General features: G+C 70.6%; 8 protein-coding genes. 6 read left to right on the forward strand and 2 right to left on the reverse strand.

The features are described 5' to 3' along the window. The first annotated feature begins 7 nt into the window (after positions 1–7). From QPK27_RS18540 to QPK27_RS18555, 4 genes are all read left to right on the forward strand, one after another. Positions 8–2,323 (forward strand): GH92 family glycosyl hydrolase, encoded by a 2,316-nt coding sequence (locus QPK27_RS18540; protein WP_290419653.1) that lies wholly within the window; start codon positions 8–10, stop codon positions 2,321–2,323. 8 nt (positions 2,324–2,331) lie between these two features. After that, positions 2,332–3,189 carry a LacI family DNA-binding transcriptional regulator gene (locus tag QPK27_RS18545; protein WP_290419654.1) on the forward strand — a complete coding sequence of 286 codons (858 nt, stop codon included), beginning with the start codon at positions 2,332–2,334 and terminating at the stop codon, positions 3,187–3,189. Positions 3,190–3,211: 22 nt separating this feature from the next. Further along, the gene (locus tag QPK27_RS18550; protein WP_290419655.1) at positions 3,212–4,480 is read left to right on the forward strand and encodes an AGE family epimerase/isomerase; all 1,269 of its coding nucleotides are present in this window, start codon (positions 3,212–3,214) and stop codon (positions 4,478–4,480) included. A gap of 89 nt (positions 4,481–4,569) precedes the next feature. Next, a complete protein-coding gene (locus QPK27_RS18555; RefSeq protein WP_290419656.1) occupies positions 4,570–6,228 on the forward strand; it encodes a nuclease-related domain-containing DEAD/DEAH box helicase in 1,659 nt (552 codons plus the stop codon). 20 nt (positions 6,229–6,248) lie between these two features. Here the strand turns inward: QPK27_RS18555 and QPK27_RS18560 are convergent, their stop codons facing one another. Then, on the reverse strand, positions 6,249–7,256 hold the full coding sequence (locus tag QPK27_RS18560; RefSeq protein WP_290419657.1) for a YafY family protein: 1,008 nt from the start codon (positions 7,254–7,256) through the stop codon (positions 6,249–6,251). Between the two features lie 319 nt (positions 7,257–7,575). Here QPK27_RS18560 and QPK27_RS18565 point away from each other — a divergent pair, with 319 nt between their 5' ends. Both QPK27_RS18565 and QPK27_RS18570 read left to right on the forward strand, forming a co-directional pair. Further along, positions 7,576–8,142 (forward strand): hypothetical protein, encoded by a 567-nt coding sequence (locus tag QPK27_RS18565; RefSeq protein ID WP_290419658.1) that lies wholly within the window; start codon positions 7,576–7,578, stop codon positions 8,140–8,142. Positions 8,143–8,601: 459 nt separating this feature from the next. Next, complete coding sequence (locus QPK27_RS18570; RefSeq protein ID WP_290419659.1) at positions 8,602–8,946, forward strand: hypothetical protein; 345 nt, start codon at positions 8,602–8,604, stop codon at positions 8,944–8,946. A 210-nt stretch (positions 8,947–9,156) separates the two neighbouring features. Here QPK27_RS18570 and QPK27_RS18575 read toward each other — a convergent pair whose 3' ends face one another. Further along, a complete protein-coding gene (locus QPK27_RS18575; RefSeq protein ID WP_290419660.1) occupies positions 9,157–17,508 on the reverse strand; it encodes a GH36-type glycosyl hydrolase domain-containing protein in 8,352 nt (2,783 codons plus the stop codon). Positions 17,509–17,544 lie beyond the last annotated feature (36 nt).

Consider the following 17,544-nt stretch of genomic DNA (forward strand, 5'->3'; position numbering starts at 1 on the left):
GGCGGCAATGACGATCAAACGTTACTGCGCCTTCGGCCTGCTGGCCGCCGCGTCCTTCACGGCGGCCGCCGACGACATGCCGCGCGTGGGCAAGGTGAGCGACCCGGTCGAATGGGTCAACACCCTGATGGGCACCGACAGCAAGCCCGATCTCTCGAACGGCAACACCTACCCCGCGATCACGCTCCCATGGGGCATGAACCTGTGGACGCCGCAGACCGGCAAGATGGGCAACGGCTGGGCCTATACCTACAGCGCCGACAAGATCCGCGGCTTCAAGCAGACGCACCAGCCGTCGCCGTGGATGAACGACTACGGCCAGTTCGCCGTCATGCCGCTCACCATGCGCCCCGGCGACAAAAAACGCTTCAACCAGGACGAACGCGCCTCGTGGTTCTCGCACAAGGCCGAAGTGGCCAAGCCCTACTACTACAGCGTGTACCTGGCCGACCATGACGTCACGGCCGAGATCACGCCGACCGAGCGCGCCGCCCAGTTCCGCTTCACCTTCCCGGAATCGAACGGCAGCTTCGTCGTCATCGACGCCTTCGACAAGGGCTCGTACGTCAAGATCCTGCCCGGCCAGCGGCGCGTGATCGGCTACAGCACGCGCCATGCGCGCGGGCCGCTGCCGAAGAACTTCCGCAACTACTTCGTGATCGAGTTCGACCAGCCGTTCGCCTCCACCGACACCTGGCAGGGCGAGGCGCTGGTCGAAGGCCGCCTGGAAACCGAGGGCGATCATAGCGGCGCCCTGGTCGGCTTCAAGACCGCCAAGGGCCAGAAGGTCAATATGCGCGTGGCCTCCTCGTTCATCAGCTTCGAACAGGCCGAACTGAATCTGCGGCGCGAACTGGGCAAGGACGATTTCGACGCCACCCGCGCCAAGGGCAAGGCAGCCTGGAACGCCGTGCTGGGCAAGGTGGCGGTCGAAGGCGGCACGGTCGACCAGACCCGCACCTTCTATTCGAGCCTGTACCGCATGGTGCAGTTCCCGAACAAGATGTACGAGATCGACGCCGCCGGCAAACCCGTGCACTGGAGCCCCTACAACGGCCAGACCCTGCCCGGATATATGTTCGCCGGCACCGGTTTCTGGGACACCTTCCGCGCCCTGTATCCGTTCCTGAACCTGGTCTACCCGTCGATCAACCGCGAGATGCAGGAGGGCCTGGCCAACGCGTTCAAGGAAGGCGGCTGGCTGCCCGAGTGGTCCAGCCCCGGCTACGCCAACGTCATGATCGGGAATAACTCGGCCTCGGTGGTGGCGGACGCCTACATCAAGGGCGTGCGCGGCCAGGACATGGAGGCGCTGTGGGAAGCGCTGAAACACGGCGCCAATAACGAAGGCCCGATGACGGCGGTCGGCCGCGCCGGCGTCAAGTTCTACAACGAGCTCGGTTACGTGCCCTACGACGTCGGCATCAACGAGAACGCCGCGCGCACGCTGGAATACGCCTACGACGACTTCACCATCTACCAGCTGGGCAAGGCGCTGGGCAAGCCGCAGTCCGAGATCGCCGTCTACGCCGAACGCAGCATGAACTACAAGAAGCTGTTCGACCGCGAGACGGGCCTGATGCGCGGGAAGAACCGCGACGGCAGCTTCCAGTCGCCGTTCAACCCGTTCAAATGGGGCGACGCCTTCACCGAAGGGAACAGCTGGCACTACTCGTGGTCGGTGTTCCACGACGTGGCCGGCCTGGCCGAGCTGATGGGCGGACGCGAAGCTTTTGTGAAGAAGCTCGACACCGTGTTCACGCTGCCGCCGATCTACGACGAGAGCTACTACAAGGGCGTGATCCACGAGATCCGCGAAATGCAGATCGCGAACATGGGCCAGTACGCGCACGGCAACCAGCCGATCCAGCACATGACCTACCTGTACAACTACGCCGGCGCGCCGTGGAAGGCGCAGTACTGGATCCGCGAAACCATGAACCGCATGTACGCGCCGACCCCGGACGGCTACTGCGGCGACGAGGACAATGGCCAGACCTCGGCCTGGTACGTGTTCTCGGCACTCGGCTTCTATCCGGTCACGCCCGGCGTAAACCAGTACGTGGTCGGCGCGCCGCTGTTCCCGAAAGCGACCGTGCAGCTCGAGAACGGCAAGCGCCTCTCGATCAACGCGCGCGGCGACGGGCGCTACGTCGACAAGCTGGCGGTGGGTGGCCGCGCCATCGAGCGCAACTGGCTCGAGCACGAGGAACTGTCGAAAGGCGCCACGCTCGACTTCAGCATGTCGGCGCAGCCCAACACCCGGCGCGGCACCAGGCCGGCGGACGCTCCCTACTCGTTCTCGCTCGACCCCAAGCGCTGAGACCCGCCATGGCCGCCAGACAACCGGCCATCGGCCGCATCGTCTTTCTGCTGCACCGCCAGCACAACACGCAGGCGGCCAGCCCGTTCTACCTGCCGGTGCTGCACGGCGCCGAGGAAGCCTGCCGCGAACGCGGCGTGGTGCTGGCGTTTGTGGTGGTGGGCCCGGCCGAGCCGGTGCGCGACCTGCTGCGCCTGCACCAGCCGGACGCGCTGCTGTGCGCCGGCTTCTTCGAACCCGAGATGGTGGCGGCGCTGCGCGATACGGGCAAGCCGCTGCTGCTGCTCGACATGCGCCTGCCCGGCTACCGGTCGGTCAATCCCGACCACGGGCTGGGCGGCTATCTGGCCACGCGCCACCTGATCGAGGGCGGCCGGCGCCGCATCGCCATGCTCACCGGCCCGCTGGCCCACTACAGCATCCTGGAACGCTACCGCGGCTTTCGCCAGGCGCTGTTCGACGCCGGCATGCTGGCCGATCCGGCGCTGGAGGTGCAGCTGCAGAATTCAGGCAACGCGGTCGACAACATCGGCCGCGCGCTCGACGCCCTGCTGGGCGGCGCGCGGCGCCCGGACGCCCTGTTCTGCTACAACGACAGCACCGCGCTGGCGGCGCTGCGCCACTGCCAGGCGCGCGGACTGGCGGTGCCGCGCGACATCGCCATCGTCGGCTTCGACGACATCGACGCCGCCGCCAGGGCCAGCCCGCCGCTATCGAGCGTCCGGATCGACAAGGACACGCTGGGCCGGATGGGCGTCGACGCCCTGCTCGGCACGACGGACACCGGCAGTTCACTTGCCACCCAGGCCACCGAACAGACGCTCGCCGTGCAGCTGATGGCGCGCGCCAGCAGCACCCAGAACTGACGCTACTTCACTTGACCCAGCCATGTTCAAGCGCTCGCCCGACCGCCCCGCCAACGCCACCCTCGCCGCCGCCGGCCTACCGGACTTCTTCTCGAGCGAATTCCTGACCGGCCACGTGGCCGACACGATGGCGTTCCACTACCCGCGCTGCGTCGACGCCAGCGGCGGCTTCTATCACCACTTCCGCGACGACGGCAGCGTCCACGACGCCGCCACCCGCCACCTGCTGTCGAGCGCGGGCTTCGTGTCCGTGTTCGCCAACGCCTACCGCCACTTCGACAATCCCGACTACCAGGGCATGGTGCGCCACGGCGTCGACTTCCTGCGGCGCGTGCACCGCGACCCGGCCACCGGGGGCTACGCCTGGAAGCTGGCGTGGCAGCACGGCGAAGCGCGCGTACTCGACGGCGACAACCGCTGCCACGGCCTGGCCGCCGTGCTGCTGGCCTACGCGCACGCGCTGATGGCCGGCGTGCAGGAAGCGCGCGCCTGGGTCCACGAGACCTGGGACCTGATGGAGCGGCGCTTCTGGGAACCGGAACAAGGCCTGTACGCCGATCGCGCCAGCGCCGACTGGAACGTGTTGTTTCCCTACCGCGGCCAGGCCGCCAACATGCACGTCTGCGAAGCGCTGCTGGCGGCCTGGCGCGCCACCGGCCACGTGTCCTTTCTGCAGCGCGCCGAAACGATTGCCTGGAACGTGACCCAGCGCCAGGCCGCGCGCGCCGGCGGCATGCTGTGGGAGCACTATCGGCAGGACTGGAGTCCGGACTGGGACCTCGACCGGCGCGACGACCCTGGCCTGTTCCGTCCCTGGGGCTACCAGCCGGGCCAATTCACCCAGTGGAGCAAGCTGCTGCTGCAGCTGGAGGCCCACTGGTCGCTCCTGATGCGCGACCCGGACTGGCTGCTGCCGAGCGCGCAGGCACTGTACGCGGGCGCGCTGCGCCACGCGCTGGACCGGCGCCATGGCGGCCTGCACGCCGGCCTGGCGCCGGACGGCGGCGTGTGCGACGCCGACAAGCTTGCCTGGGTCCAGGCCGAGACCCTGGCCGCGGCCGCGCTGCTCGGCGCGCGCACCGGCCAGCAGCATTACTGGTCGGACTACGAGCGCATGTGGACCTATTGCTGGGAGCATTTCGTCGACCACGAACACGGCGCCTGGCATCCCGTCCTGCGCGCCGACAACGGCAGGTATTCGATCGGGAAGACCGCGGCCGGCAAGGCCGACTGCCACATCATGGGCGCCTGCTACGACATCATCCCGGCGCTCGACAAGCACCACGGGTAAACCGGCGGCCGGATCGCCGCCGGCGTGCTTGTCGGTCCGATTCTGGCCGATAATAGGCGACTGCATCCACCACGAATCAGGTTTACCGCATGGCCACGCTCTCTCCCCATTCCCTGCCGTCGCTGCGCCTGGGCGCCGGCCACTATCGCGAAATCGACGTCCTCGAGCGGCTGCGCGACCACCTGCCCGACGGCTTCGAGGTATTCCACAACCTGGCCCTGCACACGGTGCAGGGCGGGCGCGATTGCTATGGCGAGATCGACATCGTGGTGCTGGCGCCGCACGGCGCCCTGCTGCTGATGGAAGTGAAGGCCGGCGGCGTGATCCTGCGCGACGGCGGCGTCTACAAGGTCTACGGCAGCGGCGAGAGCGACGTGGCGCGCCAGGGCAAGCTGCAGCGCGCGGCGATGCAGAACCGGCTGCAGGCGGCCGGATTGCAGCCGCCGCTGGTCAGCTGCCTGGTGCTGCCCGACTACGACATCGGCGCCGGCCAGGTGCTGTCGATCCCGCGCGAGCGCATCATCGACGCCGCGGCCTACCCGGACATGGTGGGCACGGTGCGCGACTGGTTGGCCCAGGCCGACGCGCAAGCCCAGGCCAGGGCCCCGCTCGAGCGCGCCGCCCTGCGCCGCCTGCTGCTCAACCAGTTCCAGGTCACGCCGCAGCTGGACGCGCTGCGCGACCAGCTGCAGGGCGCGGTGCGGCGCCTGGCCGACGGCCTGGCCACCTGGGCGCCGCGGGTCGAGGCGCCGTCCGGCATCGTGCGGGTGCAGGCCACCGCCGGCTCGGGCAAGACCCAGCTGGCCCTGCAGCTGCTCGAGAGCGCCCAGGCCGCGCGCCTGAACACGGCCTACGTCTGCTTCAACCGCAGCCTGGCCGACCACGTGCGCCGGCTGGCGCCGGCCGCGTGCGAGGTGGTCAACTTCCACGAGCTGTGCGTCGAGCACTGGCGCCGCCACGGCGAACCCGACTTCTCGCCGCAGGGTTTCGAGCGCATGGCCACGGCCTACCATGAAGCCAGCGCCGGCTTCGCGCAGCGCCTCGACCTCTTGATCATCGACGAGGCGCAGGACTTCGAGGCCGGCTGGGTCGAGAGCCTGTGCAGCCAGCTCAAGCCCGAAGGCCGCCTGTACGTGCTGGAAGACGAAGCCCAGCGCCTGTACCGCCAGGATGGCTTCGAGCTGCGCGATGCGGTGACGATCCGCTGCAGCGACAACTTCCGCAACCCGCGCGCCATCTGCGACACCATCAATGCGCTGGCGCTGGTGCAGCCGCCGGTGCGCAGCCTGAATCCGTATGCGGGCGAGGTGCCCGAGATCCGCACCTATACGTCCGACGCGGGCCTGCTGGCCGCCACCGAAGCGGCGGTGGCGGCGCTGCTGGCGCGCGGCTTCGCGCCGCAGGACATCGCGATCGTCTGCGGACGCGGGCGCGAACGCTCGCTGCTGCTCAACCGCGTCGCGATCGGCCCGCACCGCACGCGCCGCTTCACCGGCGAATACGACCGCAACGGCGAGCCGCGCTGGAGCGATGGCGACCTGCTGGTGGAATCGGTGTACCGCTACAAGGGCCAGAGCGCGCCCGCGGTAGTGGTGGCCGAATTCGACTTCGACCGGCTCGGCGACAGCGAACGGCGCAAGCTGTTCGTGGCGCTCACGCGCGCCCAGATGGCGCTCGAGCTGGTGCTGTCGGCGCCGGCCGAGCGCTGCCTGGCGGCGCAGCTGGAAGCGGCGCTGGCGGACGCATAGCCGGCGCCTGGGCCAATGCGTCAGGCGTAGGCGGCCGCCATCCGCTGCGCGATGCCGGCCAGTTCGGCGCGCAAGGCCGCCGGCTCCTCGATCACGACGCCGTCGCCGAAGCCCAGCAGCCACCACACCAGCGCGCGCGTATTGGGCACGTCGGCGCGCAGGTGCAGGCGGCCGTCCAGCCCCACCGTCAATTCCTGGTCCTGGTCGAGCGGGGTCTCGTACAGGTGCTCGCCGGCGGCGCGCGCGAACACCGCGTGCAGCCGCACCGGTGCGCCGGCGATCACGCCAAACTGGCCCGATGCGATGTAGTCATCGAGGTCGAAATCGGGCTTCGGGCGCGCCGGCTCGTACAGCGCCTCGGCCTGCTGCACGCGGTGCAGCGCGATGGTGCGCACGTCCTCGTAGCCGGCGAACATGCACACCAGGTAGACCAGTGCGCCGCGCTGAACGATGGCCAGCGGATGCACGGCCGGGTACAGCGTCGCTTCGACGGCGTCGCGCTTGAGATAGTGCAGGCGCAGCTGGCGGTCTTCCATCAGCGCGCGGTAGACGATGCGCTGGCAGTCGGCGTCCATCCGCGGCGCGACCAGCGGCTGCTGGGGCGGCACGCTGCGCACCTTGTTCAGCCACGCCTTCGATCGGGTCGCGCCGTCCACGGTGGACAGGGCGCGTTTGGCCGACGCGAAGTGCGGCTGCAACGCCTCGACGGTGCTGGGCGGCAGGTGGTGGTGCAGGTGCTGCTCGACAAGGGTCAGGGTCAGCGCCTCGGGCAGCGACAGGCCGGGCAGGTCGAAGCTGGACGCGTCACGCAGCCAGCTCCAGCCATACGGCTTGCTCTCGTAATCCACCGACAGCGGGAACACCTGCGACAGCTCGTTCAGGTCGCGCTCGACGGTGCGCTTGGTGACCGGGAATTCGAGCGCGCGCAGGCGCTCGCACAACTCGCCGGCCGAGATGCTGAGCGGCGCGCGCGGCACCAGCCGCAGCATGTTCCACTGGCGCAGGAGCGATTGCTGGTTGGTCGCCATTCAGGACTCCCGCGCCTGAGGGAGGGAATGAAACGCGTTCGTGGTGCAAAGGTGATGCGATGCGGGCATGGGGTGTGTGGTCAGGTGCGCCGTGTGGCGCGTTCAAGAAGCGATGGTAGCAAAATGCTTACCGACAGGAAACTCCGGCCTGCACTTCAGGTGCGGGAAGCTACCCTGGGGACGCGACAAATGCCGTCGCACCGTTCGCACCTTTTGTCCCAGCCCGGCCTGTGATGAGCGACACGCTTTGTCGCCACGCGCCTTTATGCTGTTTTCTTCACAACGTTGAAGGGAACCGATGTCTGGACCGCGCTGGGATGTGCAATGGTATCTTCCGCTCGAACACTGCCGCAGCCTGGACGAGATCCGCCAGCGCTTGCAGCCCCTGCTCGAGGCCAACGACAGCCTGCCGGACCAGCAACCCCAGCGTCACCACGACGCCCTGCTCGCCTTCATCGGCATGTCGTCCCTGTCGCCGCACCTGAAACTGGCCGCGATACTGGCCTGCGTTTCCAGCACCGATTTCGATCCGCGCCTGGCGCTGGGCGCGCTCGACGACGCGGTACGGGCCGGTCGCGCGCTGTGGCCCGGCTCGGTGGCCGGCGCGGTGGCGCACCACGGCCCCGCGATGCAGGTAGCGAGCGAGGAAGACTGGCTGGGCGCCTTCGTGGTCGGGCGCCTGGCCGGCCTGCGCGACGCGATGGCGCTCGACGGCGGCGGCGCCAATCTCTGGCACGCCGCGTTCTGGAACCGTTTTTTTGCGATGGCGTCGCGCCGCGGCAGCGCCGCCGGAATGCGGCTGGCGCTCGAACAAGGGGCCGATCCGCGTGCAGGACACGATCCGCAGCGCCCGGCCGGGCCGGCGCGTCTGACGCTGGTGAAGTGACTGAGCGTTTGACAGAACCGTCAGACATACCGCCAGCAAATGCGCGAGCAAGCAAGCGAAAGGAACGCCTGATGAATGCCTGCTCGTCGTTAGCGCAAGATGCGTAGCCTGCGAAAGCTTCAGAAGACCCAGTTGGGGGCGCGTACTCATTGATACGTGGGCGCTCGACCTTCGGCAATTGTCGGTGGCGCGGAAGATGGACGGCAATCAGCACCCAAAGTCATCGCGAAGAATGCTCGGGCCATGCGATCACTCCGGTTGCGAGCACGGCCGCTGCTTTAAATCTCAGACATGAGTCCATTTACATCCGCTATCGATCAAAAGCAGACAAAGTGTTCTGCTCACGTGAGCACTTCCATCTAGTTGCAAAAGGACGACAATGGAAATTTTCCAATGGAATTTTCGTTTCCAAAAAGATACTATGCAGTGCAGCACTTACAACAACTATAGGGATGGAAAATGAAGAATATTCTTTTGGCTGGACTCTTACTTGCGACTCTGGCTGGCTGCGCGACTAGACCCGAGAGTATCCCCGCGTCATATGTCTCCCATGAGAAGTACAGTGCAATCGACTGCATGCAACTTTCTACTCACTTGGGTGATGCACGTGCTCAACTTCAAAAAGTCTCTGCAATGCAAGACTCCAAAGCTAACATGGATGCCGCTACGGTATTTTTAGCGCTTGTTCCTGCTAGCAAGCTGACTGGCGACCACGCTGCAGACGTTGCAAAGTTCAAAGGCGAAGTTGAGGCTATTGAAACAGCTCAGATCAAACAGGGCTGTAAGTCCGCAAAAGTAATTTAAGTTAGCATTAAAGCAGTCGGTGGCGATGGAGCGACTACAGTTGGGTCATCGCCACCCCGCGACCCATCAACTAAACGCTTGAGGAAGTATCTGCGGCTTGGTATACAGGCAGGTCGAGAAAGGTCCGCTGTTGGCCGATAACAGACCATCAGCGAAGCTCAGTGTATGAGCTTGTCACCATCAGAAAAAGTAACTAGCCTTGTCAGCCGTTCAAGCCGCTCCGCGATCGGATGCAGCGCCCGCGATGCGCACCTCGACACGGTGGTCGCGCCGGTCGCCGCCCAGCGGGACGATGCCATCGGCGCACGGCTGGCCGTCCAGCAACACCTCGTCCCTGTCCGCCCCCGCATGCATCGTGATTTCGTAGATCGCGCCATGGTGGCGGTAGCACAGGCGCAAGCCATCCCATTCCGGCGCCAGCCGTGGCCGCAGGGTCAGCTGCGAACCGCTGCAGCGCACGCCCAGCAGGCCTTCGGCCAGCGCCAGCCAGCTCCACGCCGCGGCACTGGTGAAGCAAGCGCCGATGGCCCGTCCCGGGTACGGTGCGATGGTGCGCACGCCGTCGACCACGAAATACGGCGGCGCGGCGTAACGTGCGCAGTCCTGCGGCGTGCCGCCGCGCGCCAGCGGATCGAGCAGGCGCGCCAGACGCCATGCCGCCTGCGCGTCGCCCAGGCGCGCGAATCCGAGCGCGGCCAGCGCCAGCGCGCGATGCTCCTGACCGGGCCAGGCCTCGACCCGCTCGGCCCAGTGGCCGTCGACCGCCGGCTCGCACAGCGCCACGGCGCCTTGCGCATCGTCGGCCAGGCGCCGCGTCGCCGCCTGCAGCGCGTCCAGAGCGCGCGGCGCGCCGGCCAGCACCGCCCAGCCCTGGGTCAGCAGGTCGACGCGACAGGCGGGATTGGCTGCCGCGCCCAGCACGTTGCCGCTTTCGAGATAGCACCAGCGGTACCAGTCGCCGTCCCAGCCGTGTTCCTCGCACTGCGCGCCAAGGGCCAGCGCGGCGCCACGGCAGGTGGTGGCGAAGCCGAAGTCGCCGCGCCGGTCGGCCAGCTCGGCGAAGCGCTGCAGCGTGGCCGTCATGAAGAAGGCCAGGCGCACGCTCTCGCCCTGCCCGCCCGGCGTCTGGTCGTGCAGGATCGCGGCCGCCGGCGGCAGGCCGCGGGTGCCGAAGCGCAGGCTGCCGCGCAGGCCGTGCACGCAGTGCAGGTACAGGTCGTCGGTGGCGGCCAGCCGGGTAGCGGCGTCATTGGCGGCGTCACCGAACGGCAGCGCCGACAGCACCTCAAGGTCGCCGCTGGCCGTCACATAGCGCGTCAGGGCGAACGGCAGCCACAGGAAGTCTTCGACCGCCGGGTCGCCGGAGGCGAAGTCGCGCGCCGCGCGCAGCAGCTCGGCGCGCAGCAGTTCGGGGCGTGCGTGCAGCAGCGCCAGCGCCGACTGCAGGCGCGTGGCGGTGCAGCGCTCGCCCATCATCGCCATGTAGGCCTGGTACGGCAGCCAGCCGTTCAGGCGCAGGTCGAGAGACGGCTCGGGCGACGCGATGCTGAACGCGCCGAGCGTGTCGTCCCACCACGCGCGCAGGCTGTCCCACGCGGCGCCGGCCGCCTGCGCGCCGCCATGCTGCTGCACCATGCGGCTGGCGTCCAGGCTGGCCGGGCCGGCCACGCCCAGCACGAACACCAGCTCGCGTGTCTCGCCCGGCGCCAGCGTGAGCGCGACCTGCAGCGCGGCGCACGGATCGAGCGCGGCGCCGCTGCGGCCGGACAGGCCGGCGCGCTTCAAGCCTTCCGGCCGCGCCAGGTCGCCGTGGCGGCCGACGAATTCCTCGCGGTCGCAGGTCGAGGCCACCTGCTCTCCATCGACGTGGAAGAACGCCACCTTGTCCGCGAAGCCGGCGCCGAAGGCGTTACGGGCCAGCAGCGCACCGCTGGCGAGATCCGGCTCGGTGACCACCTGCAGTCCGGTCGTGGCGTCGGCATTGTTCGCATCATCGAGCAGCCAGTCGACGTAGCCGGTGGCCGACAGGCGCCGTGGCGCGTCGCTGTCGTTGCGCAGCGTGAGCACCGTGTACCTGAGCGGCGCGTCGAGCGGCACGAAGGTGCGCAGGGTCGAGCCGATGCCCTGGTGGCGGTGTTCGAACACGCTGTAGCCGAAGCCGTGGCGCGTGAGGTAAGGCTGGCTCGATGGCGCCGGCCAAGGCGTGGGCGACCACACCATGCCGCTGTCCTCGTCGCGCAGGTAGAACGCTTCACCACCCTGCGGCGCCAGCGCATCGTCGCAGCCGCTGATGCGCGCGGCGCGCTCGCCGCTCCAGCTGGCGGCGTGGCCGCGTTCCGAGACCACGCTGCCGAATGCGGCGTTGGCCAGCACGTTGACCCACGGCGCGGGTGCGGCCGGAGTATCCGGCGCGCTGCGGATCACGTATTCGCAGCCGTCCGGCGTGAAGCCGCCGATGCCGTTGTCGTGCGTGAGGGCCAGGACGGGATCGGGCGCCGGCGCCGCGTTCCATGCCGGCGCATCGGCCCTGGGCGCGAACGGCGGCGGCAGCGTCGCGACAGGATGCGCGGCGCGGCGCAAGCGGTCCGCCAGCTCGCCGTCTTCGCTGGACAGCAGCACGTGCGCGCTGGCGCGCAGCAGAAGGCGGTCTTCCTGCGGCACCTCGGTCAGCAGGTGCAGGTGGACGCCGCCCGGGCTGTCGAAGCTGTCCGGGTCGAGCAGCGGCGCGGCCAGGTGCATCAGTTCCTCGCGCGCGGCGCGGTTCTCGCACAGAACCAGCAGGTCGACCGCCAGGCCGCGGCTGCGCCAGCAGGCGTGCGCCTGCAGCAGCTGACGCGCCAGTTCGCTATCGGCGCCCTGCGCCAGCTGCAGCAGCAGGATCGGGCGTTCGCTGCCGACGCCGTATGACGCCAGGGCTTCGCGGCCGCGCACGTTGCGCGCGATGACGGCCGGCTCGGCGCGCAGCGCGGCCCTCGGATGCAGCAGGCAGCCGGCCAGGCGCGTGAACAGCTGGGCTTCGGCTTCGCCCAGCTCCAGCCGGTGCAGGAAGGCCTGGCCGTGGGTCCAGGCGGCTTCGATCGCGTGGTCGAGCGCATTGTTGGCGAGATGGCCGGCGCCGTAGCGCAGCGCCAGTTCGCGCGCGATGGCGCGGCTGCTCGCCGCTCCCAGCACCAGGTCGGCGATGATTTCCTGGCCCGGGGCCAGCGTCACCGTGCGGCGCAGCGCCAGCAGCGCTTCGTCGGGTTCCGGGTCCAGGCCCGGCAAGGCGCCGCCAAGCGTGACCGCCTGCGGCGAACGCAGGTCGTGGCCGCGGCCGATAAAGCGCGCGCGGCTGGTTTCAAAGCTTGGCTGGCCGCTCACGCCGCGCAGCGTCATGCGGTGCACCACCACCGGCGCGTCGGGCGCGGTCACGCACAGCAGGCTGTCGCTGGCGGCGTCGAATTCGACGCGGATGCCGCTCCGCATGCCCGGCACGGGCGGCGGGCCGGCCAGCGCCACGCAGCTGGTCAGCTCCAGCGTATGCGCGGCCTTGCCGTGGTTGACGATGCGGATGCGGCGCAGCTCGACGTCGTGGTCCGGCGCCACCGCGACGTCGGTCCAGGTCTCGATGTCGCCGTCGACGCGGCGCAGGCTGGCGCGGCCTTCGGTGAAGATGGTCTCTTGCTGATCGGGCTTCGGCAACATGGTGCTGGTCCAGCTGCGGCCTGATGCGACATCGCGCACGTGGCACGTCATGCCGCTCTCGCCGCGGCCGGTACGCCGGGTTCGCGTAAGCGGCAGGTCTTCCCAGCGCGTGGCGCCGATGCCGTCGCTGTCGAGCGTCAGGTGCATGCGGCCGTTCGACAGCAGCTGTACTTCGGGCAGCGCCGAACCCTCGGCGCCGATCACGCGCGCATAGGGCCGCGCCGCCGCGCCTTCCACGGCGCTGGCGCTCGCGCGCAGCGGCGCGGCGGCGCCGGACGCGGGCGGCGCTTCCTGCAGCAGGCCGAGCGCGGCGCGCAGTGCGGGGTCGGCGCAGAAGCGGCGCTGCATCGGCTGGCCCAGCAGGTGGCGCGCCAGCGCCAGCAGCGTCATCGCCTGGTGCGGTCCGTCGTAGGCGCGCACCAGCACCTGGCGTTCGCCCTGCGGCAGGCGCTGCGGCGCGTAGTCGATCGCCTCATACATGCCGATCTCGCCCTGCAGGCCCTGGGCCGCCATCCGTTCCAGGTTGCCGGCCGCCAGCGCCGGCGCCGCCTCCAGCGCCAGCGCGGCCGCATACGGCGCCGCCACCAGGTCGTCGGGCGCCGCCCGCAGCAGGCCGGCCGCCGGCAGGCCGAAGCGCCGGAAGCGGTAGCGCGCCGCCGCGTCCACCGCGTTGCACAGCGATTGCGAGAACCCCCATAGCACGCCGTGGCGGCGGGCGTGGATCGCCTGCATGCGCACCACGGCGCGCGCCGCGTCGCCCAGCAGCGTATCGCGCCAGGACGGCATCACCAATTGCGGCGCCAGGTAGTCGGCCAATGCGCCATGGCGCGACAGCAGCAGCGCGCCGCTGTCGGCCATGCGCAGCGGACGGCCCAGCGACCACCAGTGGCGCTGGTCCAGCTGGTCCTGGGCCACGGCGGCGAAGCAGGCCATGCGCGCATTCGACGCCAGCAGGTCGCAGCCGTCACTGGCCAGGCGCTTGTCGTCCACCTGCCAGCCGGCCGACAGCTGGCCCGTGGCGGGGTCGTGCAGCGCGCCGAAGTCGGCTTGCGCCAGCGCGCGCGCGTCACGCGCCAGGGCCGCGATGCGCTCGATGCGCTCGCGCGCGCAGGCGCGGCCTTCCTCGACCAGCTGCGCCAGGCCGGCCGCGGCCTGCGCCGGCGCGTCGAACCCGGCCAGCGCGTGCAGGGTCGGGATGCCGGTCAGGCGCGCATCCAGCACGTATTCCTGCGCCACGCGCACCCATGGCGCCAGCGCGAACAGGTCTTCCAGCTGCGCTTCGCACTGCGCGCTCAGGCGCGCCGACCACGCGATCAGCGCCGGATCGGCGTCCGGCGCCAGGCTGGCCGCCAGTTTGCCGGCTTCCTGCGCTACTCCGCGCAGGCAGTCGGCCAGGCCGGGCAGCGTGTCGGTGGCGCGGCAGCGCTCTGGCTGCAGGGCGCGCGCCACCGCATCCAGGGCCTGGCGCACGGCGGGTGTGGCGGCAGTGGCGTGCTGGCGCGCCACGTTCAGCGTGTCGCGGATGCCGTCCAGCAGCGCGCGGCCGGCGATCGGCTGCGCAGGCAGTTCGTCCAGGCCGGCGGCGAAGGTGCGCAGCGCCAGCACCAGGCTGCCGCTGGCGGCGGTGTCCACCCGCGCCGGTTCGACCGGGGCCAGGGTGGCGCCGTCATACCAGCCGAACAGGTGGCCGTGCCAGCGTTCCAGCAGCGCCATCGACATCAAGGCCTTCTCGCTGCGTTCGACCAGGCGGCCCAATGGGATGAAACCGAAGTCGCGCGCCCCGAGGCCGGCCAGCAGCGACAGGCCCATGCCGGCCGGCGACACACGTTCGTCGAGCGCCGCTTCGGGATGCTCGAGCACCGCCTGCGGCGCCAGGCCGTGCGCGGCGCCGTCGTGCCGTTCGAAGAAGGCCCAGGTGCGGCGCGCCAGCGCGCGCAAAAACTGGGTCTGGCCGCTCGCCAGACGCACGCCGCGCCGCGCCGGCTGGCTGGCCCACCATGCCAGCACCGGCGCCAGGAACCACACCAGCAGCAGTGGCGCGGCGGCGAACAACCCATACGGATTGGCGAAGGTCAGCAGCACGGCGGTGCCGACCGCCAGCAGCGGCGCGAACCACATGCTGCGCCAGTTGTTCTCCATTGCGATGCTGGAGCGCGCCAGCGCGGGCGGACGCAGTTCGAGCAGGTGACGGCGCGTCACGTTGCGGCGCCACAGGCCGCGCACCAGCGCGTCGCCCGCGTACCAGGCCGCATACGGCAGCAAGGCGGCCGAGAAGGCGGCGCGCACCAGCGGCGCCCGCGCGCCGCGCGCCCAGGCGTCAAGGTGCTGGCGCCAGGGCGCGTCGTGCGGACGGTCGGCCAGCGCCACCAGCATGCCGGCCAGCGCCGGCACGAAGAACACCGCCAGCACCGCCGCCGACCAGAACGCGGGCGCGGCCAGCGTGCTCCAGCACAGAACCAATAAGGCGGTCAGCGTCGGCGCCACCAGGCCGGCGCGCAGGCGGTCGAACAGGCGCCACCACTGGCGCGGCGCGCGCAGCGCCTCGGCGCCGCGTTCCAGGCGGCGCGTTTCCTGCCAGGCGGCGCGCAAGGCGCGATGGCGGCGCAGCACGTGTTCGCCGTAGCTGCCGACGTGGCGCGCTTCCAGGCGCAGGTCGCTCACCCAGCGCGCGCGCAGGCGGTCTTCCTCGACCAGGCCCGGTTCGGCACGGCCTTCGTCCCGCAGTTCTTCGCCCAGCGCGCGGCGCCAGGCGTCGACGTCGTGGATCGCAGCCCAGCTGCGCGCGCCATCCGGCCACAGGCGGGCGTAGCGCGCCCCTTCGCGCAGCGGCAGCGCCGCCCGCACCGGCACGCGCAGCATGCCGTGGCCTTCATTTACGCGGCCATCCTTGCCCTGCAGCGGCAGGTGCAGCGGATGCGTCATCGCCGCCACCAGGCTGCGCGCGGCGTCGCGATCCAGTCCGGTGTCGGCGTCGAGCGAGATCACGTAGCGCACCTCGGCCGCGGCGCCGGTGTTGCCGGCGGCGAGGAAGAAACGCTCGCGCGCGCCGCACAGCCAGGCGTTCAGGTCGGCCAATTGGCCGCGCTGCCGCTCGCGGCCGATCCAGAGTCCCGTGCCTGCATCGAGACTGCGCGCGCGCACCAGCAGCATGAAGGGCTGGCTGCGTTCATGTTCGTGCCTGCGGTTCAGCGCTTCGATCGCGGCGCGCGCCGCGTCGCACAGCGCGTCGTCGCTGGGCAGGTGCTGTTCCCGTGCGTCGGGCAGGTCGGCCAGCAGGCAGAAACGCAGGTGGCGGTCGCGGTTGCCGAGATAGCGCACCTCGAGCTCGGCGCACAAGGCGGCGATGCCCTGCGCATCGTTCAGCTGCGCGCAGACCGCGACGATGGTGGCGGCGTCCGGCGGGATGCCGTGTTCCAGGCGCATGCGCGGCGTCGGGCGCGCGGGCGCCAGCCAGCCGCGCATCATGCGCACCAGCGCGCGCGCCAGTTCGCCGGCGCCGGGCAGCGCCAGGATGCCGATCAGGGCCATCAGCGCCAGCCCGGCGCCGCCCTGCTGCGCGTGGACCACGATGGCGGCGACAAAGGCCAGCGCCAGCAGCGCCGTCGCGCCGACCTGCAGCGGCAAGGCCGGGCTGCGCACACGGTCGCGCATTCGATCACGCAATGAGCGGGCGCTGCCCAGCCGCGCCGCGAGCGCCGCGCAACCGGGACCGGCCAGGTAGTAGCCGACGTGACGGGTGCGGCCATCCAGTCCGCCCTCGCCCGGCGCGCGGTGCACGCCGGCCAGCGCCACCGCTTCGCGCGCCACCTCGATTTCGCTGCGGCCCGACCTGCGCGCCAGGCGCTCGACCGCGTGGCGGTAATGGGCGCGCGTGGCCGCGTCCATGCGCGCATGGCTGCCGTCGGGATCGGCGCGCAGCGCCTGTTCCGCCGCGCCCAGTGTTTCGGCCAGCACGGTCCAGTCGACGCCGCCCAGCAGGCGCAGGCTGGCCAGGCTGTTGCCGGCCGAGACGGCGTCGTCGGCCAGCTCGGCGCGCTCGCGCTGCGTCAGCTGGGCGATGCCCGCGCCGTCGTCGGCCAGGCGCGCGTCGAGCCACTCCAGCACCTGGTTCAGCGGCGCGCCGCGGCCCTGCAGGCGGCGCGCCAGCTCGGCCACGAAGCCGCTGTCGCCGCTCGGCGCGCTGCGCACCATGTCGGCCACCTGCAGCAGCAGGTCGCCGGGACGCTGCGCGGCCGTCTCGGCCAGTTGCTGCGCCCACTGCGCCGCCTGGGCGCGGCCGGCGCACACGCGCGCGGCGCGCTGCGCCAGCCGGCGCAGGTTGTCGATCAGCGCCATGCGCAGCAGCGCCGGCAAAGCGTCGAGTTCGGCGATGCTCAGGGGCGCCGTTTCGCCATACGCGGTCAGGAAGCGCTCCAGCGCGGCCGGGTCGAGCGCGCCGTCGCCGTGCGCCACGACATCCAGCGCCAGGCGCCAGGCGCGCGGCTCGCCTTCCGGGTCGAGGCGCGGCAGGCGATACGCGCCGCGCCGGGCGTCGTGCAGCAGTTGGCCGCGCGCCAGGCGCACCTGGGATTCGAACAGAGGGATGGCGTCGAGCAGCCGGACGGCGGCCGGCGGCAGCGGCACGCCCGCGCGTGCGGACCCTTCCAGCGCGCCGCAGGCGTCGCCGATGGCGTCGGCGTTGGTGGCCAGCAGCGCCAACAAGTCAGCGACGGCCGCGCCGGCACGCACCCGGTGGCGCGCGGCCAGGCGGCGGGCGTGGTCGGCCAGCTGCGTCGCGCCGAGCGGTGCGGCGCGCCAGGGCGCATCAAGGCCTGCGGCCGGCGCCGCATCCTCGGACGCCCGCTGCGCGGCGGCCATCGGGTTGTTCTCAACTTTCAACGGGGACCTCGGAGCTGGAGGCGCGCGCATCAAACC

This window comes from Massilia sp. YIM B02443 (assembly GCF_030411955.1).
GTDB lineage: Bacteria > Pseudomonadota > Gammaproteobacteria > Burkholderiales > Burkholderiaceae_D > Telluria.

Bases quoted from the DNA above. Each gene is read 5' to 3' on its own strand.
- QPK27_RS18540 (WP_290419653.1), top strand. From the start codon at position 8: ATGACGATCAAACGTTACTGCGCCTTCGGCCTGCTGGCCGCCGCGTCC.
- QPK27_RS18545 (WP_290419654.1), top strand. From the start codon at position 2,332: ATGGCCGCCAGACAACCGGCCATCGGCCGCATCGTCTTTCTGCTGCAC.
- QPK27_RS18550 (WP_290419655.1), top strand. From the start codon at position 3,212: ATGTTCAAGCGCTCGCCCGACCGCCCCGCCAACGCCACCCTCGCCGCC.
- QPK27_RS18555 (WP_290419656.1), top strand. From the start codon at position 4,570: ATGGCCACGCTCTCTCCCCATTCCCTGCCGTCGCTGCGCCTGGGCGCC.
- QPK27_RS18560 (WP_290419657.1), bottom strand. From the start codon at position 7,256: ATGGCGACCAACCAGCAATCGCTCCTGCGCCAGTGGAACATGCTGCGG.
- QPK27_RS18570 (WP_290419659.1), top strand. From the start codon at position 8,602: ATGAAGAATATTCTTTTGGCTGGACTCTTACTTGCGACTCTGGCTGGC.